The organism is Pseudoalteromonas sp. S3776, assembly GCF_005886915.1.
GTDB lineage: Bacteria > Pseudomonadota > Gammaproteobacteria > Enterobacterales > Alteromonadaceae > Pseudoalteromonas.
Genome location: NZ_PNCU01000033.1, coordinates 13,956 through 35,077 on the forward strand (window position 1 = coordinate 13,956; position 21,122 = coordinate 35,077).

General features: G+C 41.6%; 18 protein-coding genes. 9 read left to right on the plus strand and 9 right to left on the minus strand.

Annotated features, from left to right (window positions below; genetic code table 11):
* Positions 1-26: 26 nt before the first annotated feature.
* Entirely contained in the window at positions 27-734 is a 708-nt protein-coding gene (gene hutC, locus CWC16_RS13620) for a histidine utilization transcriptional repressor HutC (protein WP_138541918.1), read from the minus strand.
* A gap of 112 nt (positions 735-846) precedes the next feature.
* On the opposite strand from hutC, the gene hutI reads away from it, so the two are divergent.
* Positions 847-2,094, plus strand: coding sequence for an imidazolonepropionase (gene hutI / locus CWC16_RS13625; protein WP_138541919.1), 1,248 nt, complete (start codon positions 847-849; stop codon positions 2,092-2,094).
* Between the two features lie 122 nt (positions 2,095-2,216).
* A complete protein-coding gene (locus CWC16_RS13630; protein ID WP_138541931.1) occupies positions 2,217-3,881 on the plus strand; it encodes a GGDEF domain-containing phosphodiesterase in 1,665 nt (554 codons plus the stop codon).
* 88 nt (positions 3,882-3,969) lie between these two features.
* Here the strand turns inward: CWC16_RS13630 and CWC16_RS13635 are convergent, their stop codons facing one another.
* Both CWC16_RS13635 and rraA read right to left on the minus strand, forming a co-directional pair.
* A complete protein-coding gene (locus tag CWC16_RS13635; protein WP_138541920.1) occupies positions 3,970-5,025 on the minus strand; it encodes a formimidoylglutamase in 1,056 nt (351 codons plus the stop codon).
* A gap of 76 nt (positions 5,026-5,101) precedes the next feature.
* Positions 5,102-5,599, minus strand: coding sequence for a ribonuclease E activity regulator RraA (rraA, locus tag CWC16_RS13640; protein ID WP_004589330.1), 498 nt, complete (start codon positions 5,597-5,599; stop codon positions 5,102-5,104).
* 202 nt (positions 5,600-5,801) lie between these two features.
* On the opposite strand from rraA, the gene CWC16_RS13645 reads away from it, so the two are divergent.
* The 3 genes from CWC16_RS13645 (at position 5,802) to CWC16_RS13655 (ending at position 9,344) form a co-directional block, all read left to right on the plus strand.
* Entirely contained in the window at positions 5,802-6,341 is a 540-nt protein-coding gene (locus CWC16_RS13645; protein ID WP_138541921.1) for a phosphatase PAP2 family protein, read from the plus strand.
* On the plus strand, positions 6,338-7,375 hold the full coding sequence (locus CWC16_RS13650) for an MJ1255/VC2487 family glycosyltransferase (RefSeq protein WP_138541922.1): 1,038 nt from the start codon (positions 6,338-6,340) through the stop codon (positions 7,373-7,375). Before CWC16_RS13645 ends, CWC16_RS13650 begins: the two co-directional genes overlap by 4 nt.
* A gap of 88 nt (positions 7,376-7,463) precedes the next feature.
* A complete protein-coding gene (locus tag CWC16_RS13655; protein ID WP_138541923.1) occupies positions 7,464-9,344 on the plus strand; it encodes a methyl-accepting chemotaxis protein in 1,881 nt (626 codons plus the stop codon).
* 31 nt (positions 9,345-9,375) lie between these two features.
* On the opposite strand, the gene CWC16_RS13660 is transcribed toward CWC16_RS13655, so the two are convergent.
* From CWC16_RS13660 to priA, 5 genes are all read right to left on the minus strand, one after another.
* Positions 9,376-9,750: a gamma-butyrobetaine hydroxylase family protein gene (locus CWC16_RS13660; protein ID WP_138541924.1), complete on the minus strand. Its 375-nt coding sequence runs from the start codon at positions 9,748-9,750 to the stop codon at positions 9,376-9,378.
* Between the two features lie 62 nt (positions 9,751-9,812).
* Positions 9,813-11,141: an ATP-dependent protease ATPase subunit HslU gene (gene hslU, locus CWC16_RS13665; protein ID WP_138541925.1), complete on the minus strand. Its 1,329-nt coding sequence runs from the start codon at positions 11,139-11,141 to the stop codon at positions 9,813-9,815.
* 11 nt (positions 11,142-11,152) lie between these two features.
* On the minus strand, positions 11,153-11,671 hold the full coding sequence (gene hslV / locus CWC16_RS13670; protein WP_004589336.1) for an ATP-dependent protease subunit HslV: 519 nt from the start codon (positions 11,669-11,671) through the stop codon (positions 11,153-11,155).
* Positions 11,672-11,750: 79 nt separating this feature from the next.
* Positions 11,751-12,278 (minus strand): SPOR domain-containing protein, encoded by a 528-nt coding sequence (locus CWC16_RS13675; protein ID WP_138541926.1) that lies wholly within the window; start codon positions 12,276-12,278, stop codon positions 11,751-11,753.
* A gap of 11 nt (positions 12,279-12,289) precedes the next feature.
* The gene (priA, locus tag CWC16_RS13680; protein WP_138541927.1) at positions 12,290-14,476 is read right to left on the minus strand and encodes a primosomal protein N'; all 2,187 of its coding nucleotides are present in this window, start codon (positions 14,474-14,476) and stop codon (positions 12,290-12,292) included.
* Positions 14,477-14,708: 232 nt separating this feature from the next.
* Here priA and rpmE point away from each other — a divergent pair, with 232 nt between their 5' ends.
* Together rpmE and CWC16_RS13690 are read left to right on the plus strand one after the other, a co-directional pair.
* A complete protein-coding gene (gene rpmE, locus CWC16_RS13685; protein WP_008115018.1) occupies positions 14,709-14,924 on the plus strand; it encodes a 50S ribosomal protein L31 in 216 nt (71 codons plus the stop codon).
* A gap of 520 nt (positions 14,925-15,444) precedes the next feature.
* A complete protein-coding gene (locus tag CWC16_RS13690) occupies positions 15,445-16,686 on the plus strand; it encodes a malic enzyme-like NAD(P)-binding protein (RefSeq protein WP_138541928.1) in 1,242 nt (413 codons plus the stop codon).
* A gap of 60 nt (positions 16,687-16,746) precedes the next feature.
* On the opposite strand, the gene metJ is transcribed toward CWC16_RS13690, so the two are convergent.
* The gene (gene metJ, locus CWC16_RS13695) at positions 16,747-17,067 is read right to left on the minus strand and encodes a met regulon transcriptional regulator MetJ (RefSeq protein WP_004589341.1); all 321 of its coding nucleotides are present in this window, start codon (positions 17,065-17,067) and stop codon (positions 16,747-16,749) included.
* Between the two features lie 268 nt (positions 17,068-17,335).
* Between metJ and metB the strand changes: the two genes are divergently transcribed.
* Positions 17,336-18,583: a cystathionine gamma-synthase gene (gene metB / locus CWC16_RS13700; protein WP_138541929.1), complete on the plus strand. Its 1,248-nt coding sequence runs from the start codon at positions 17,336-17,338 to the stop codon at positions 18,581-18,583.
* A gap of 6 nt (positions 18,584-18,589) precedes the next feature.
* A complete protein-coding gene (metL, locus tag CWC16_RS13705) occupies positions 18,590-20,935 on the plus strand; it encodes a bifunctional aspartate kinase/homoserine dehydrogenase II (protein ID WP_138541930.1) in 2,346 nt (781 codons plus the stop codon).
* Positions 20,936-21,122 lie beyond the last annotated feature (187 nt).

Genomic DNA, 21,122 nt, shown 5'->3' on the forward strand with positions numbered 1-21,122 from the left:
AAACGCCCTTAAGCGTTACCTTGTTATTATTTTTTAAATGTTAAGTGTCCGCCCAAGCGGTATTTACTGCCCGGTGATACTAAGCGAGCAAAGCTCACTATGCCTTTTGTAGACCAAGTACGACGAATGACCTGTAAGCAGGGCTCTTCGTTATACAGGTTAAGCCATTGGCACATTTGCGAGTTAGGCATAACCGCTTCCACTGTGTGGCGTGCTTGTGTGAGTGGCGCTACGCTCGATAAGTACTCATGCGGGGTAAGGGTGCTAAAGTCTTGTTGTAAATAACCCGCGGCTAAAGCTGGGTTTACAAACCGCTCTTCAACTTGCAGTGGTTTGTCGTTCTCGTTGTGTACCAGCACACTGCGATACACCACGCTATCTACTTCAACGCCAAGCGCAATGGCGATGGGGGCAACGGCATTGATAGATTCAAGCACGTGCACGCTACAGCTGTAATGCCCGTTACGCTCTTTTACTTCATCGGCAATGTTTTTAATTTCAAGTAGGGATGACTGCGATTTAAAACTGGCTACAAAGCTACCTAATCCTTGGCTGCGCGTTAAAATACCGGCATCTGTTAATTCGCTCAGTGCACGTCGTGCGGTCATACGGCTTACAGAAAATTGACTGCTAAGCTCGTTTTCTGAGGGGACGCGTTGGTTTTCTTGCCATGCGCCATTTTTTATTTTATCGACAATAAATAGTTTTATTTGTGCAAATTTAGGAGTGGTCATTACTTATTACTAGCTGTATTTAAAATAAACTATTTAATAAAGATGGCATAATTGTCTTGTATATACAAGGTGTATTGTTAGACTGTATTTTAAGCACGTTAGGGAGCTAAGTATGCAAAATAAAACAACGGGTTACGCCTTAGAAGATCTCGACTTATTATTGATAGATGCCAACATAGCAACCATGGATAGCACAGTTGCTGCGCCTTATGGGACGATAGAAAATGCGGCACTGGCGATTAAAAATGGCGAAATTGTATGGTTAGGTGAGCAATCAAACTTACCCAGTTTTGATGCCTTTGCTACCCCTACATTAAGTATTAAAGGGCAATGGTTAACACCTGGGCTTATTGATTGCCATACACATTTAATATTTGCAGGCTCCCGAGCAGAGGAATTTGAGCAGCGCTTACAGGGTACAAGCTATGAACAGATAGCTGCACAAGGTGGCGGTATTGCCAGTACAGTTAGGGCTACTCGCGCGGCAAGCCATGAGCAACTATTTGTTGATGCAAAAGATCGCTTAAACACTTTACTTGCCGAGGGCGTGACGACAGCTGAGATAAAGTCGGGATATGGGCTTGATGTTGAAAACGAAATTAAAATTTTAGAAGTAGCGCGTTTGCTTAATGAGCATCACCCTATTGATATTAAAACCACGTTTTTAGGTGCGCATGCGTTACCCCCTGAGTACAAAGGCCGTACAGATGAATACATTGATTTAGTATGTACACAGATGCTTGAGCAAATAGTGGCTAATAACCTTGCAGATGCTGTGGATGTATTTTGTGAAAATGTAGGCTTTAGTCATACACAAACAAAGCACGTGTTTGATGCAGCTAAAAAACATAACTTGCCGGTAAAATGCCATGCTGAGCAGCTTTCTAATCAGCAGGGCGCGCAGCTGGTGGCTGAGTATAAAGGCCTTTCAGCTGATCATATTGAATACCTTGATGAAAACGGCGTAAAAGCTATGGCAGAGGCTGGCACTGTGGCTGTTTTATTACCTGGGGCTTTTTATTTTTTACGTGAAACGCAGCTTCCGCCCATCGATTTGCTGCAAAAGTATAAGGTGCCTATCGCCATTGCCAGTGACTTTAACCCAGGGACCTCGCCTTTATGCTCTGTGCAATTAATGATGAATATGGCTTGTACTTTATTTAAGCTTACCCCCGAGCAAGCTCTTGCGGGCGTAACGCGCAATGCAGCGCAAGCGTTAGGGTTGAAAGATAGAGGTGTACTAAAGGTGGGTGCAAGGGCTGATATTGCACATTGGCAAATAAGTCACCCTTCACAATTAAGTTACCAATTTGGCGTAAATAAACTGTTAAATCTATGGATTTTGGGTAGAATTAATTAGTTTGTATTATTTTTGTTCATATTAAACATGCTTTTATTAAATTTTATAGCTAATGGAGTGGCGTAAGCTTGAGTATTTTGACTGATAGTAACTTTCCTATATTTTTTAGCGGCGCGCTGTTAATGGCGATGGTGGCTACGTTAGTTGCGGTTAAGAATACCAGTATTAAATTTAGTTATTTATGTACAGCAGTTGTTGGTTTAGCCATTTTAAGCAGTGGTGCTGCTTGGTTGGCAATACTACTCGCCTTTGGTTTTTGCTTTCACTTATGGCTGACATTTGAACGTAATAGTTGGAGCATGATTATCACAAGTGCTGTTTCTGGCTTGCTATTTGTGGTGTTGTTTTCGGCGCATTTACTCATGAATGTGTCTCTATTTTGGGTGGTGGTGGCAATTATCCTGCAGGCGGTTGTAGGGCTAATGAACGATGAAGAAGAGCCCAAAGTTGAAGATTTGCATAATATCAACGAGCCTGAACCGTACCAAGATGACTCTCCCCTTGCTGCATTTGCTGATAAACAACAGTTACGTCAAGGTTATTACAGCTGGTGTAAAGAAAAACAGTTAGAAGCTGCACTGGTGATTGTGCGTTTAGAAGGGTTTGAGCAAGTTAATCAGCATATTGGTAGAGACTTTGGTGATTTGTTGTTGGCACAATCAGCTAATAGAATAAAAGGCTTACTAAATAACGACGATGTGATTGATTTAGGGGGCTATGAAAAGCTGGCGCATTTAGGCGGTCTTAACTTTGCGTTTATTTGTAGCCTAGCTGCGCATAAACACACTCATGAGCACATTATTGAGCAAATTATTGGCGCAACACTCAAGCCGTTCAATGTTGCTAATTGTACAGTAGAGGTAAAAGCAAGAGCCAGTTACGTTAATTGCGATGAGCAAGATGCTAACTTTGATAACTTAGTATCGTGTGCTTACTTAGCTCTTGATAGACAGCCTAAAAAAGCAGTGGTTGTGTACCATCAACAAATGATGGTTGAACAGCTCGAGCAGCAAGCCCGCTTAAAAGAGCTGGCTAATATTGATTTTGTCAGCGAACTTGAGCTTTATTTTCAGCCTATTATTCGTAACGATGACGGCCAAATTGAATTTTTAGAACTCCTACTGCGTTGGCAGCATCCCCAGCAAGGTATTTTATCTGCCCACCGATTTATTGATGATATTCGTATTGCGGGCTTAGCTTATCCACTAGCTAAATTTGTTATAGAGCGCGCTGCAGAGCTTGCCATGGCACTTCGCATTGAGGGTATTGCTATACCACTGAGCATTAACTTATTTGGCCCTGAAATGCTTAACGAAGAGTTTGTCGAGTTTGTTGATGGCGTAGTGAGTGAACACAACTTACAGCATGGAGATTTAATTGTTGAATGCCCTCTGCATATATTCACAGATTTAGATAATAAGGGCCGCGCCATGATTGCGCGATTAAACAATTTAGGTTTAAAAATATGTGTTGATGGGTTAGGCGATAACCCAATTGTGCTTTCTAAGCTGCCAAATTTAGCGGTTGAGTACATTAAAGTGGCACCATCGCTAACCGCCGATTTTAGCAATCAGAATAATATTCGCAGCCTAGTTGGCGGTATGGTTGAAATGCATAACCAACAAAATACCAAGGTTATTTTTGAGGGCGTTGAAACCTTAGATCAATTAAAGTTTGTAAAAAGCTTAAAAGCCCATGCGGCACAAGGTTATTATTTTGGCCACCCGTTGAGTAGTATTGGTTTAATGAGTTGGCTGAAGCAGTGGCAGGCTCATCAAGCACAATGAGTTATCATTTTTTAAAGTGGCGCTTTATCATCTCGATAGGCCCATCTAATCACCTCGCTTTATGAGATTGCTCAGAGTACTCATGTTACTATTTCGTGCTAACTAATTTTGCCTGTAAGTATGCATTTATTAACGCACTGATAATTTGCCCACAGCTTTGCATGCCGGCTTTTAACCCTGCAGGGTGATTTATCGGTGCAGCTTCACATAAATGTAGGTAACGGGCAGTGCTGTGTTTTGCTGTTAAATATACATAGTGCTCAGCATCACTGACACTAAAACCGCAGCATGTGTAAGCGCTGGCTGGTAAAAATGAAATACTGTCTAGGTCGAGTTCAATACCCAGTGGCGCATTATTAAACCCTGCTAAGGCGTGCTGTACGGCATCGGTTAGTGATATTTCTCGACGTATATTAATGGCCTGATAGCTGTGATAACGACATTGATTTTGCGCGATCAAATCAAAAATGGCTTGGTTATTTTTTTGCTCATGCAGGCCAATAATATGATATTGCTGCAATGCATTTTTTTTCAAAGCATAGCTAAACCCATTGCCACTATGACGGCCTTCGCAAGGGCGTAAGTCTGCATGGGGGTCAAAATTTATAGCGTTAACAGCAGCCCCAATATACTTGCTTAAAGCACTGAGTATACCAAAGCTATTATTGTGTCCGCCGCCAATAACAATAGGCTCAAGGCCAGCATTAAATATAAGCATTAATACCGCCTCTACTCGCTCATCTATTGTTGCGCATAACTTGCGTAGTTGAGCCAGCTCTTCAGTGTGCTGGTTATTTAAGCCTTGGGCTTGCGCCATTACATCATCAACGTCAATTTCGCCTAACAGCAGTACCTGCTGTGCTGCGCTAAACTGGTTAACAGGTTGGTTTAAAAAGTATTGTAAAAAAGCGGACCATGCCTGATGCGAGCCACCCCGGCCTAAATTAGCGCGAGGGCCGATATCTTCACATACACCAATTAATACGTAGCGAATACCAAATTGCGCTGCATCATTAAGTGCTTGTTGTACATCTACGTGGGTGTCTAATAGAGCAACAGACTGCCAGGTTTTTGTTTCGTTAGTGCGTGTGGAGCAATAGGGTTTAACGGCGTTTTCATCATACACTTTTAAGGTAGGGTGCACTGTGTTGAATCCGTATTGAGCAGTAAATAAATAGGGGTGGAGTAAGCTGTGCTTTTTTAAAGCACAGCGTGTTACTTTATTCTTCGATAACTTCTAGTTCAAGTTCTTCGGCTGATAATACAATGCCAGTACTATCTGCATAGATAAAATCATCATCAAAAAACGACACACCGGCAAAGTTAACGCCAATGCCATCTTCACCAGCGCCTTCGCTGTCGGCGGCAACAGGGATTGATGCAATTGCTTGAATACCTAAATCTATTTCTTCTAGCTCGTCTACATGACGTACAGCACCAAATACAATAATGCCGTTCCAGTTATTATCAAGTGCAAGCTCTGCAAGTTCAATGTCGATAAGAGCGCGTCGTGTTGATCCGCCTCCGTCGATAAGTAGTACTTGATCAGTACCATCTTGTGAGAGTATTTCACGGATCAGTTCATTATTTTCAAAACATTTAACGGTTTTAATTCGGCCGCCAAACGTGTGTCGACCACCAAAGTTGATGAACATCGGTTCAAGCACGTCAACCACATCGGCAAAAAAATCACATAAGTCAGAAGTGCTGTAATCCATTATTTTATCCTCAAAGGGTACATAAGTTACCCTCAGTATACCCTCCTTATATGCAATAACAACGACTTAATCGCAGTAAATTTATTCAAAAAATAACGAAATTAGAAATGGCAACAATAGTGTCTTAAAAGCGTCACTCAATTGTTATTTTCTGCCACTAAGCTTTCATTATGGTTAGATATTGTGCAGCTGAAGGTGAATTATGAATGACAACAATGTGTTTAAAAAAATGGCTCGAATAGATGAACAACTGTTTTTAACTTTGTTTAATTATAACTCGCCCAAATGGTTAAAAACGGCTGCGCTTGGTTTATCTAAAAGTGGTAATGGTGGTTTATATTTACTTATGTGCTGCGCAATCTGGTGGCTAAGTACCAATGAGCAGCATCAGTTATTGCCAATATCAGTGTTACTGGGGTTTGCAATTGAAAGACCGATTTATTTTTTAGCAAAGCGTAGCTTTGCCCGTATCCGCCCCTGCGATTGTCTTGTGAGCAATGCGTATATTGTCCCGAGTGATAAATTTAGCTTACCTTCTGGGCACAGTGCGGCTGCTTTTTTAGTTGCGGTAATATTGGGCCACTTTTTTGCAGAGTATGCATGGCTATGGTTTAGTTGGGCCTCAGGTGTGGCGGTTTCTCGCGTGGTATTAGGCGTACATTTTCCAGCAGATATAATAATAGGCGCCGTTATTGGCAGTTCATGTGGTTTATTTGCACTAGCTTTGGTGGTGCCAGTATGAAGATACTATACGGCATACAAGGTACAGGTAATGGCCACATTACGCGTGCCCGTGTTATGGCAAGTTGTTTTAAAGAGTTAGGTATAAATGTTGATTACGTTTTTTCAGGACGCCCTGAAAAAGAATACTTTGATATGCAGGACTTTGCTGATTACAAAACGTTTCGGGGGTTATCGTTCAGCACTAAAAACGGCCAAGTAAAAAGCTATCAAACATTAAAAAATGCCCGTGTCTGCGAGTTGGTTAACGATATAAAATCATTTGATGTAAAAAAATACGACTTTGTCTTAAATGACTTTGAGCCTATTTCAGCCTGGGCGGCAAAGTGCTCAGGCGTGCCTGTAGTTGGTATTAGTCACCAGGCGGCTTTTTTATCTAATAGCGTGCCTATGTTTGGTCGAGGTTTATTTAGAAAATCTCTTATTAAGCACTATGCGCCAGCAAACACCTATTTAGGCGTACATTGGCAGCCTTTTGCAGATAATATTATACCGCCCTTCATTGCAAACCATAACCATGGCAACCCAGTCGCGGTTATGAATAAAGTGCTTGTATACTTACCTTTTGAAAGCCTCGACAACATTATTGATTATTTGAAGGACTTCCCTGCAAAAGAGTTTTATTGTTACCACCCACACGGGCAAGATAAATCCCTTGGACACATTCATTTACGCGCTCCTTCACGGGCGGGGTTTTTAAACGATTTAGCAAACACGAGCGGTGTTATTGGTAATGCAGGCTTTGAACTAGCAAGTGAGGCTTTAAAGCTTGGGAAAAAGTTATTACTTAAACCACTCGATGGCCAGTTTGAACAAGATGCAAATGCGCAAACATTACGGGCGATGAAAATGGCTCATGTAATGAACTACTTAAACCCCCAAGCCTTAGATGACTGGAATAGTGCTCCGCAAAACAAGCAGATCAACTTTCCCAGTGATCCAGCTCCTCTGGTGCACTGGTTGCTTAAAAAACAATGGCATAACACTCAATCATTGCATAAAAATTTATGGGGTAGTGTCAATCTAATGGCATGACTTACATACAATAAAATTAACAAAAAGTTTAAAAAAAAGCGCCATAACGTACTACACTAATAGTGCATATTTAATATAGGTGTTTTCAATGAATTTTTTACAAAACTTAACTATTAAAAGACGTTTACAACTTAATGCAGTGGTAGTCGGTCTGGCAATGGTCATTTTGTTGTGTGTGATAATTTATGAGTCACGTGTAACACTTAATCTGAACAAAACAATTCAGCTTGCAGAAGAGCTCAACGTACATGCACTAGAGCTTAGAAAGTATGAAAAAAACTTTCTTTTTTACAAGCAGCAGGAAGCACTTACATCATTTGATAAGGATTTTAAACAGCTAAGCACTAAAATCAAAAAGCTGCAGGAGGTAATGCAAAAGCAGGGTATTACCACAGCGCAAATTGAGCATTTTCATACGCTTATTACTAGCTACAACAACAATTTTTCAGAGGTTGTTAGGTTACAGCAGCAGATAGGCTTAAACCCTAAAGATGGGTTATATGGCAAGCTTAGAAATGCAGTACATGAAGTTGAAGAACTATTAAAAGAGCAAGACAATTTTGAGCTTTTATCAGTGATGCTTCAGCTGCGACGTGCTGAGAAAGACTTTATGCTGCGCTTTGATGCAAAATACTTAACTCGCTTTAATAACCTTATCAGTACGTTTAAGCAAAAAATTACGCAAGCTAATTTGCAAAGTAGTTATAAGTCGCAAATAAACCCGTTAATAGATACTTATCAGGTCGCTTTTCAAAACCTAGTTAAAGCACAAACTGAGTTAGGACTAGATTTAGACTCAGGGGCACTAGGCGTTATGCGTATTAATGTAGAAAAAAGCGATCAGGTTGTTGGTCAAATTGTTGAGTCAACCAAGTTGGAAGTTGAGAAAAGCGTTGACCAAGCGCAGTTTATTGCCCTCGTTGTATTTGTTGTTTCGGGCATTATAGTATTAGCATTAGTGTACTTTACTAGCCATTCAATCATTGTACCTATTGAACGAGTGTATCACACCATAAACGACATACGCCGCAATAACGATTTAAGTGTGATGATAGAGCAAACAGGTAATGACGAAGTTACCATCATGACCTCAGACTTTAATAGCTTAATAGGCGATTTTAAAAACCTCATAAACGAAGTTAATACTGCGCTTAATACGTTAAATGTAGCAACAGAGCACTTATCTGAAAGCACCTCTGCAACAAGTTCAGGCATGCAAGAGCAATTACACGAAGCGGATATGGTGGCCACTGCGGCTACGCAAATGCAGGCAACGATTCAAGATATTTCGCATAACACCGAAGCTGCTGCTAAAAAAGCAGAGTCAACCAATCTAAGCGCGCAGCAAGGGCGCAATGAAGTAGATTCTACGGTTATGCACATACGCGATTTATCTTCGTCGTTAGGCAATGCATCAAGTGTGGTATCGCAACTTGAAAAAGACGGTGAAACTATAGGCTCAGTACTCGATGTAATCAGAGGCATTGCAGAGCAAACCAATTTACTGGCATTGAATGCCGCGATAGAAGCCGCTCGCGCTGGTGAGCAAGGGCGAGGATTTGCTGTAGTGGCAGATGAAGTGCGCTCGCTTGCGCAACGCACACAAGAGTCTACCAGTGAAATTGAAGGCATTATCAATACGCTTCAGCAGCGCACGCAAGAGGTAGTAAGTATTATGCATCAATGTCGTTCTCAAGGTGATGAAAGTGCTTCACAAGCTATTAAAGCGGGTGACTTACTTGGTGCTATTACCGAAGATGTGCAAACCATAATGGAAATGAGCACGCAAATTGCCGTTGCTATTGATGAGCAAAGTCAGGTGGCATCAGAGGTAAACAAAAATGTAGTACGCATTAGAGACATTGCCCAAGATGCCTCTGAGCATGCAGTGAATAATGCGCAAACCAGTGAAGAAGTCTCTGAACAAGCGCGCGTATTATTTTCGGCTATTGATAAGTTTAAAGTGTAGTACAGCGTAGCGTTTAAAAAGCCAATAAGGTTTAGGGAACAAACTTTATTGGTACGCTATCTTTGTTTTGTTCGTGCTCAGCAAGGCGCGCTTGGTATTTATCCCACAAGGTTTTTTGCTGCGCTTGTAGTGTTTCAAAGTAACTCCAGCTAAATAGCCCGCTGTTGTGGCCATCATCAAAGTCTAACCTAAGTGCGTAATGCCCCACCGGTACAATCCCTTTTATACCAACATGTTGTTTATTAAGTACCAACTTCATTGGCTCTGCACCATGCCCTTGCACTTCGGCAGAGGGGGAGTGAACGCGTAAAAACTCGCAGCTAAATACAGTCATACTGTCATCATCAAAGTAAACATCTAGGTTTTTACTCACGCTATGATAATGCACTTTTGTTACGTGTTTCATTTTATATGTCCCATTAAAAAGCCCCCAATATGGAGGCTTTTAGTATAGTATTTTTGCCTACCTTATAAAATAAAGCGGCTTAAGTCTTCGTCTTCTACAAGTGCACCTAAGTGTTTTTCTACGTAGGCGGCATCTATAGTAAGGGTAGAGCCTGCCTGCTCAGATGCATCGTATGAAACTTCTTCCATTAGCTTTTCCATTACTGTATGTAAGCGACGCGCACCAATATTTTCGGTTTTCTCGTTAACTTGCCATGCCGCTTTGGCAATACGATCTATTGCATCATCACTAAACTCAACGTTAACTTGCTCAGTTTTAAGTAGCTCACGTTGCTGCTCAGTAAGTGAAGCATGTGGCTCGGTAAGAATACGTTTAAAGTCATTAGCACTGAGCGCTTCAAGTTCTACACGAATAGGTAAACGGCCTTGTAACTCAGGGATCATGTCTGATGGCTTAGCCATTTGGAACGCGCCCGATGCAATAAATAACATGTGATCGGTTTTAACCATACCGTGCTTAGTATTTACAGTTGAGCCTTCAATTAGTGGAAGCAAGTCGCGTTGCACACCTTCACGACTTACATCTGGACCTGACGAATCGCCACGCTTACAGATTTTGTCTATTTCATCAATAAACACAATACCGTTTTGCTCTACAGCAAAGATAGCCTGCTCTTTTAACTCTTCAGGATTAACGAGCTTAGCGGCTTCTTCTTCAGTTAATAGTTTGAAGGCTTCTTTAATTTTTAACTTACGCTTAGTACGTTTGTCGCCACCCATGTTTTGGAACATGCTTTGCAGCTGGTTGGTCATATCTTCCATACCAGGCGGTGCCATAATCTCTACATTTGGCTGCGCTTGCGCTAAATCTATTTCTATTTCTTTATCATCAAGCTGACCTTCGCGTAATTTTTTACGGAATGTTTGGCGAGTCGATGAGTTGTCATCGCGCTGCGTTTCACCGTATTGATCTTTAGCGGGTGGTAAAAGTGCATCTAAAATACGCTCTTCTGCTGCTTCTTCTGCGCGGTGTTTAAACTTTTTAGTTTGTTGCTCGCGGGTCATTTTAATTGATACATCAACTAAATCGCGAATGATAGTTTCTACTTCTTTACCAACATAACCTACTTCAGTAAATTTAGTCGCCTCTACTTTAATAAAAGGCGCATTTGCTAGTTTAGCTAAACGGCGGGCAATTTCAGTTTTACCAACACCGGTTGGACCAATCATTAAAATGTTTTTAGGGGTTACTTCGCTACGTAAGTCATCGTTTAATTGCATTCTGCGCCAGCGATTACGCAAAGCAATAGCCACGGCTTTTTTAGCTTTAGCTTGACCAATAATATGCTGATCTAACTCGTGTACAATTTCTCTTGGGGTCATAGCAGACATAATGGGTCCTATTATAGTTCTTCGATTGTTTGGAAGTTGTTGGTAAATACACAGATGTTGCCAGCAATGGTCAGGCTTTTTTCTACGATATCGCGAGCGCTTAAATCGGTATTTTCTAATAGGGCAGTGGCTGCTGATTGAGCAAAGTTACCACCGCTACCAATAGCAATTAAATCGTTCTCTGGCTGCACTACATCACCGTTACCTGTGATAATTAGTGAAGCGGTTTCATCTGCAACTGCCAACAACGCCTCAAGCTTGCGTAGGGCTCGGTCGCTACGCCAATCTTTGGCCATTTCTACAGCGGCTTTAGTGAGGTTGCCTTGGTGCATTTCTAGTTTACTTTCAAAGCGTTCGAATAGGGTAAAAGCATCAGCAGTACCGCCGGCAAAGCCAGCAATTACTTTGCCATTATAAAGGCGTCGAACTTTGCGGGCATTGCCCTTCATTACGGTATTACCAAGTGATACTTGGCCGTCGCCACCAATTACTACTTTATTGTCGCGGCGTACACTTACGATAGTGGTCATGTTATTCCTCATCATCAAGCTGCGAGGGCAGCTTGTAAAAAACGATTATGAAGAGGTTATATGGGTGAATGCACTAATTTCAAGTCCAGCCCCAAATTCCGCAGCTAACAACATGTACTCGCTTGAGTTTGTTTTTGTCGCTTTCGGCTTGGCGCTTTGTTTTATAAGGACCTAAACGCACTTTATACCAAACACCATTAGTACCGGTGGTTTTTTTGATTTCTGAAATTAAGCCCGCGAAAGCGATTTTAGCTTTAAGGGTTTCAGCCTGTTCATGAGTTCTAAACGACCCACACTGCATAACATAGGGGCCTTTTTGCTCAATTTCTCTCACTTCTACTTGGATCTCATGCTCTTTAATTTCTTCAATGAACTTAGGGGCGCGAGGTTTAGCTATTTCTACTTTTTCAGCTGTTTTAGGGTGTGCCTGCTGCTCAACAAGCTCAGGATCAGCATTATTTTTAATAAACCATAAGCCGTAGGCAAACCCACCTACAAGCAAAACAGTAATAACAACTAAAAGTATAGGAAATGGTTTTTTAGCAGGGGCCTGCTTGGTGTTTTTTCTACCCGCTGGTTTTTTATTAATATAATCGTGCTGTGCCATTTGGCTTTAACCTAAATCATGTCTATAGGGTCAACATCAAGGCTCCAGCGCACTTTTTGTGCGAGTTTGCTGGTGCTTAAATAGTCAACCATTTGCGCAAGATACTGATGCAATACTTTGCGGTCTTGCGCTTGAATGTGCAATTGAAATCGATACATACCCGCCACTCTTTCAAGTGGAGCAGGGATTGGACCGAGCAATTGTATACCAGATACACCGTTAACAGGAACCAAATCCGTCAAAAAATCGACAACTTGCTTAATACTGTGCCCTTGTGCCCTGACTATAGCCATATTAGTGATGGGTGGTAAGTCAGCGTCATCTCGCTCGCTTAAAGCAAAACGGGCAAAGTCTTGATAGCCATTATTAACTAAATCTTGTAAAAGAGGGTGTTCTGGAAAGTGCGTTTGCAGTAATACTTGGCCAGGCTCGCCCGAGCGACCCGCGCGCCCAGCAACTTGAGTCACTAGTTGGGCTAAATGCTCAGTAGCTCTAAAGTCACACGAGTACAAACCACTATCTACATCTAATATAAGCACTAAGCTAACATCGGCAAAATGGTGACCTTTAGCTAACATTTGTGTGCCCACTAAAATACGCGCTCCACCTTGGTTTATTTCTTCTAAGGCTTTTTCTAAGCTTCCTTTACGGCGGGTTGAATCGCGGTCGATGCGACTTACGGGCGTATCGGGAAATTCACTCGATAAAAACTCTTCAATTTGCTCTGTGCCTTTTCCGTTAGGAAAAATTTGCGTGCTACCGCAATCAGGGCATTGATGAGGTACAGGGTGCTGCTCACCACAGTGATGGCAAATCATTTGACCAATGGCTTTATGAAAGGTGGCACTAGTGCTGCAACGATTGCACTCACTTAGCCACCCACATTCGTGACAAATAAGCGTAGGAGAAAAACCCCGACGATTTAAAAACACCATAACTTGCTTACCGCGGTTTAAATGTTGGCGCATAGTGGCAAGGCTTGCATGAGCAATACCCGCTTGATCGGGCTGACCTTTCATATCAAGCAACATAAACTTATTATCGGTTGCTGTTTGCGCGCGCTCTGTAAGGCTTAAAAGTTGGTATTTATTGTTTATAGCTTTGTGTAGTGTTTCCAGTGCAGGGGTGGCACTGCCTAAAATAAGCGGTATTTTATGCTGAAATGCCCGATAAGCTGCTAAGTCGCGTGCGTGGTAACGTAAGGTATCTTGCTGTTTGAATGATGAATCGTGTTCTTCATCAACCACTATCATTCCTAACTTTAAAAAAGGTAGAAAAACACTTGAACGGGTACCTATTACAATTGCGCAGCTGCCTTTTTCGCAAAAACGCCATGTTTGCAAGCGCTCGTTATCGGTGAGGGCTGAGTGCCATAGCATTATTGGGGTATCAGGGAAGCGACGACGAAATCGGTTGACGGTTTGTGGCGTTAACCCTATTTCAGGCACTAGTACTAGGGCTTGTTCGCCACGTTTGAGGACTTCTTCTAAGCATTGTAAATATACTTCGGTTTTACCGCTGCCGGTCACACCTTCTAATAAAAAGCTATTAAAACCAACACTCTGATTTATTGTTGTGCACGCTACGGCTTGCTCTTTATTCAGTACTGGCTTAGTACCGACTGTGGGCGCAATGCTTTGCCATTGGTTGTCGTGCTCAATGCTTTGGGTTATAAATTCTTTATCTATTAAGGCATCTATTGTTTTTTTACTAAAGCCGAGCGCTTTTAGTTCGGTTAATGATGACTTACCTGATTGTGCGAGCTGCTTTAATAAGTTTAATTGGGTTTTCGCTTTTAATGACGGTATTTTTGCGCCTTTTTCGGTAAGACTAACCATACTTATGCTGGTTTTATCAGGGTGTTCACCTTGGCGAAGCGCACTAGGCAGCGCAATGTGTATCGTTTCACCGAGTGGGTAGCAATAATAGCGGGCGGTAAAGCTAAGCAGTTCTAAATGCTGCGATGATAAAATGGGGGTTTGGTCAATAACTTCGCTAACCGCTTTAATTTTGTTCTCGGGTACATCGGTATGCGTTTTAAGTGCAAGAACAACGGCTACTTTCTTTTGATTCCCAAAAGGCACCAAAACACGCATCCCTGGCATAATTGTCGCTGAGGGCGAGATAAGTTGTTCATCTATTTTATAATCAAAGGTGCGTGGTAACGGAACTTTTATAGCAACTTCAACAAAGCGCATAACAACTCATGTGATAAAGGGTAATAGCTTAATGTACTAAAAATAAAGCTAAAAACCTATACTCAAATAGTCGCTCTAAGGCTAGTTGGTTACTTTTTTGACAAAAAGCGTAATTAAAGCTTGTGCGGGGCAGGCTAGTTGGATAAAATCCGCGGCCTATAAATTTGTTTTAACGACGTATGGTGCCAGACTTCGGGTTTGGAGAGCGATGCGGCCTTAACTAGAGGTTCCTATGAAAGAAGGTATTCACCCTAAGTACGAAGTAATTTCTGCAACATGTTCATGCGGAAACAAATTCGAAACTCGTTCTACTCTTTGTAAAGACATTCACCTAGACGTATGTTCAGCGTGTCACCCGTTTTACACTGGTAAGCAAAAGATTTTAGACACTGGCGGCCGTGTTGATCGCTTCAACAAGCGCTTCGGTGCACTTAGCAGCAAAAAATAATTATTGCTGTTTAGTAAAAAAAGCATCTTCGGATGCTTTTTTTGTGTCTAAAATTCACCTTTTGGGGTAGAAAACTACCAATTATTACCATATCCCCACTGCATAACTATTTCCTGTTCTTATTCTGAATATGCATAAAGCTTTGCAGACAAACAGACAATTCTTCTCTATATTTTTTATACGTTAATTTTTAACCAAGTTGCTAAAAGCGCTAATCGTGGCGATATTTGTTTTTAACAGTGATTAACGCGCCATAATGGTGCAGTTTGATAAACTAATATCATGCAAAATACCAAAAATATTGTTTAGGTAAAATGAACCTCAAAAAGCACTTTTTGAATGAATTTTTATTTGTTTAATGTTGATAACTTTTAGCGAAGTTGCTGATAAATCACTTAAAATTAACGGATATAGCATATAACAGGATAGACCTGATATTGCTTGGAATTTAAAATTAATAAGAGTATCTTAGCGCCATACTCCCTCTCACTTAACTTAAATTGCAGGATACCATCGCGTTATGTCAGATTTTCGTGAACAAGCATTACATTACCATTCTCACCCCGTTCCAGGCAAAATCAGCATTGAGCTAACAAAACCAGCTGAAACGGTGCAAGATTTAGCATTAGCCTATAGCCCAGGTGTAGCAGAGCCTGTGCGAGAAATTGCAGCAGATCCAGCCAATGCGTATAAATACACCGGTAAAGGGAATATGGTTGCAGTTATCAGTAATGGTACGGCAATTTTAGGTTTAGGTAATTTAGGGCCACTAGCCTCTAAGCCTGTTATGGAAGGTAAGGCGCTCTTATTTAAGCGTTTTGCCGGCCTTGACTCTATTGATATTGAAGTTAAGCATCGCACCACCGAAGATTTTATAAATACAGTGGCCAACATTGCAGACACGTTTGGTGGTATTAACTTAGAAGATATTAAAGCGCCAGAGTGTTTTGAAATTGAAAAAGCGCTTATTGAACGCTGCAGTATTCCGGTTTTTCATGATGACCAACACGGTACCGCTATTGTAACTGCAGCAGGGATGCTTAACGCATTAGAAGTGCAAGGCAAATCAATAGAAGATGCCATTATTGTATGCTTAGGTGCCGGTGCTGCAGCAGTTGCGTGTATGGAGCTGTTAATTAAGTGTGGAGCATTGCGCGAACATATTTATATGCTAGACCGCAAAGGGGTTATTCATACTCGTCGTGATGACTTAAATGAATACAAACAGCTTTTTGCTAACAATACAGATAAGCGCACGCTGCAAGATGTAATTGCTGATGCAGATGTATTTGTAGGTGTATCGGGTCCTAATTTGCTAGCACCTGAAGACCTAAAGTTAATGGCCGATAAGCCAGTGGTATTTGCATGTTCAAACCCAGATCCTGAAATTGCACCTGAGCTTGCGCACAGTGCGCGTAAAGACTTAATTATGGCCACAGGGCGTTCTGATTTTCCTAACCAAGTTAATAATGTTTTATGTTTCCCGTTTATTTTCCGTGGTGCTTTAGATGTGCGTGCAAGCGCAATTAACGATGAAATGAAAATAGCAGCTGTTGAAGCTATTCGTAGTATTGCTAAAGAGCCAGTGCCTGAGCAAGTATTAACAGCGGCGGGTGTAGAAAAGCTCGAATTTGGTGCAGATTACATTATTCCTAAGCCGATGGACCCGCGTTTATTACCACGTATAGCCAAGGCGGTTGCGATGGCGGCTGTTGAATCGGGCGTGGCACAAATCGACTTGCCTGAAAATTACATGGCGTAATATATAGCGCTTAAACAAAAAACCTCAGCATGCTGAGGTTTTTTTGTTTAAAAAGACGTTTTATTCTTCGTCTAAAATAGGCACTTCTAAACCCATTTCTTGCATTATTTTTTTAACTTCTTCAGGTACTTTTTCTGCGTTGTCTTTACGTAGGTCATCATCATTAGGTAATGGTTGGCCTGTAAATGCATGCAAAAACGCTTCGCATAGTAACTCGCTATTTGTTGCATGACGCAGGTTGTTTATTTGACGACGTGTACGCTCATCAGTTAATACTTTTAATACATTTAGCGGGATCGAAACGGTGATCTTTTTAACTTGCTCTGATTTTTTCCCGTGTTCTGCGTATGGGTGAATATACTCACCATTCCATTTAGCCATAAGATGTATCGTTGCCTCAGATTATTAATTTCTCACACGGCGTAAAAAGCGTGTAAATATGCGTGAAATTCTATCGTTTTAAAAAAGATAGTCAAATAATAGATAGCAATCTATCTTAATAAGCTGGCTGTAACGGCAAATAAAGATTTATGAGGGCTTTACACGTATATTATTTTTAGCCATCTAGAGCTTTAAAAGCTTTGACTTATTATAATGGATAACTTACTCTTTTAGACGTCTAAACATCCAAATTAATCAGGTGACGAATATGAGCGAAAAAAACAAAGCAACCATTGCTGTACGAAATGGGGTTGATGCCGATAAACATCATGGCGCCGTTGTACCGCCAATTTATTTATCGACGACATATTCGTTTGCCGATTTTGATACTAAGCGCGCATATGACTATGGGCGCAGTGGCAATCCTAATCGCGATATTTTAGCTGAAACGCTAGCAGAGCTTGAAGGTGGCGCGCGGGGAATTATTACTGCTACGGGCATGGCTGCGGTGCATTTAGCCACACAGTTATTAAATAACGATGATACCTTGGTTATCCCTCACGATTGTTATGGCGGCAGCTACCGTTTATTTACGTCGTTAGAAAAACGCGGCTTGCTTAAACTTAAAGTACTAGATTTAACTAACTCAGAAAACCTAGAACAAATTTTAACCATTAAACCTAAATTAATTTGGATAGAAACACCCAGTAACCCTGTGCTGCGCCTAACGGATATGAAAGCCGTGACGGATATAGCAAAACAGTGCGGTGCATTAGTGGCTGCCGATAACACCTTTTTATCTCCGGCATTACAAAATCCAATTAAGTTTGGCGTAGATATTGTGGTGCACTCAACCACTAAATATATCAACGGCCATTCTGATGTTGTAGGCGGTGCAGTTGTTGCTGCAACACAAGAGCTTGGTGATGAGCTTGCTTGGTGGGCCAATAACATTGGCATTACCGGCGCTCCATTTGATAGCTATTTAACGTTACGTGGTTTACGTACTTTAAATGTGCGCTTAAGGCAGCACCAAGAAAATGCTCTGGCGATTGCTAAATACCTTGAAAGCTCTGAGTATGTTAGCCAAGTTTACTACCCTGGCCTTGAATCGCACCCTCAACATACGCTTGCTAAAGCCCAACAACTTGGCTTTGGTGGCATGGTTAGCTTTGATATTAAGGGGGATGTGGATGATGCTGCGGCGTTTTTAACAAGCCTTAAAGAGTTTAGCTTAGCTGAATCGCTAGGTGGGGTTGAGAGTTTAATTTGTCACCCTGCGACCATGACTCATGCAGGTATGGAGCCAAAAGCGCGTCTAGAAGCGGGAGTGGGCGATACGTTAATTCGTATTTCGGTCGGTATTGAAGATGTAGAAGATCTATTAGCTGATTTTGAGCGTGTTTTTAACTTAGTTAAACCTGGACAAAATAAAAATGTAGGGCGCGTTGGTAAAGCCGCAGGCAATGCCAATGGTGATGTAAAGCAGCAGGCTGCCCATCCAGCTTTGTGGTGATTGAGTATGGTAAATAGTGTACATAAGTTTGGTGGCTCGAGCTTAAGTTCGAGCGAGCGCTATCAAAGTGTGGCAAAAATTATTATTGCTCACACACAGCCAGGCGACTGCGTGGTTGTATCTGCTGCGGGTAAAACCACTGATACCTTGGTTTCGCTGTGGCAAAGTTATCAACAACAAGATAAGCAAGCCGTTGCTGATATTTTACTGCAATTGAGTAACCACCAAACAGCATTAATTGAAGCGTTATTAAAAGCCGATGCTAAACACGCAGCTTTAGCTGTGTTAGCGCAAGAGCTAAGTGATGTGGCAGAGCAAGCCAACGAGCAGCAGTTGCAAGAGGCGGCGCTACTGGCGCATGGCGAACTGTGGTCTGCGCGGTTATTGGCGGCCTATTTAACGCAATTAAACATTCAAGCGTGTGCTCATGATGCTAGAGCGCTGTTTAGTGTAACAAGCGGGGAGCTTTTGCATGCGAAAAACAAGCAGCAATGCAGCCAAGTTATTGAAGCAAATAAAATTAACGTAGTAACAGGGTTTATCGCAGCAAGTGCTGATGGCGAAACAGTTACGCTTGGGCGTAATGGCAGTGACTACAGCGCCACTTTATTAGCCAATTATTGCGACGCACACAATGTATGTATTTGGACTGATACACCTGGCGTGTTTAGTGCAGATCCCCGTAAAGTTGAAAAGGCGATTAAGTACAACAAAGTGTGCCGTGAACAAGCTAACCTATTAGCTCGGTTGGGTAACCCTGTGTTACATGCAAAAACGCTTTCGCCTTTAAAACATAGTAATATTAAACTGGCTGTACGTAGCAGTTTTGATGTGCAAACTGCCCCTACCAATATTGTAAAACAAGGCAAAGCTAAGCAAAAACGTTTCATTACTACATTACAAAACGTTGATTTACTACTTGTAGAAGGTATTAACGCGGGTGAAGTGGCGCATGTTAGCCAACTTATTCAACACAGCCTTCATCATTTTATACACAACGGCGATACATACTTAGTTGTGCCCGCGGGTGCAACGCATCAAGTAGTGAGTTATTTTGCTGGGCGAGCAAACATAAGTGAGTCTAATTTAAATGGCTGCGCGGTTGTTGCACCTACGCAAGATGTTTACACCCTAAGCACATTAGCGGCTGAGGTTTTAAATCAGCAAAGTATTTACCCTCGTTTTATTCATCAAGATACAGGCTATACATTGCTGTTAACTGATCAGTTAATAGAAAGCGATGTATTGAGTTTATTGCACGAAAAATTAATTAATAAAGGCCAAGAGATTGCCTTAGTTGTGGCTGGTTTAGGTAATGTAGGCGATGAATTTTTAAGCCAGCTAGAAGCTCAATTTAAGCGTTTGTCGGGCGATTATAGTATTAAGCTAGTTGGGTTAATTCGCTCGCAACATATGCTATTTAATGCCTCGGGTATGACGCTTGGGCAATGGAAAAAACAATGGCAGCAGAATGCCGTTGCTTATGAGCAGGCGGATTTATTAAGTGCATTAAGCGAACTTGATTACGAGCACAAAGTTGTTGTTGATATAACGGCAAGCGAGCAATTTAGCCAATTATACACCGACTTTGTAGAGCGAGACTGTCATTTAATAAGTGCTAACAAGTACGCGGGCACGGCTGCATCAAATTGGTATAACGCGCTGCGCCAAAGTATTAGCGAGCGTAACTTGCATTGGCGCTATAACACCAGTGTAGGGGCTGGGCTACCAATTAACTTTGCATTGGCCGATTTACAAAATAGTGGCGATAAAATTACGCGTATTGAAGGTGTTTTCTCGGGCACACTCTCTTGGTTGTGCAGTAAGTACGATGGCAGTGTAGCATTTTCTGATCTTGTTCTTGAAGCGCAAAAAATGGGGTTTACAGAGCCTGATCCGCGCGAGGATTTATCAGGTCGCGATATGCAACGTAAATTACTGATACTTGCGCGCGAGCTTGGCATTGAATTAGATTTAGATGATATAAGCTTACAAGAATTAATGCCTGATGAGTTAGCCCAAGGTTCATGGGATGATTTTTTAGCGAATAAAGATAAGTTAAATGCCTTTATTAAGCACCATGCCGATGCGGCAAATGCGCAAAATGCTGTACTTAGGTATACAGGCTTATTGGCATTAGAGCCGGGCAAAGTAACGGCTAAGGTAGGTATAACTTACGCGCCTAAAGGAGATGCCTTAGCTAACTTAACACCTGGCGATAATATCTTTGTTATTAATAGCCAGTGGTATAACGAAAACGCCTTAGTAATACAAGGCCCTGGGGCAGGCAAAGAAGTGACCGCCGCGGGAGTGCACTCTGATTTATTTTGGTTAGTTAAAAACTTAAAATAGCGGGGCCAAATATTAATAGTAAAACGGCAGCGTGTGCTATACCAATCCTCAATAACACTTAATCATTTTCAGGGGCTAAACGTGTCGCTATCTGCGCTAAAAAAATTCTCATTTAGAACAACTAAATAGCGAATTTTTTGCCTTACTATCAACACGTTTATCCATCCTCAAAATAGATCACTTAATT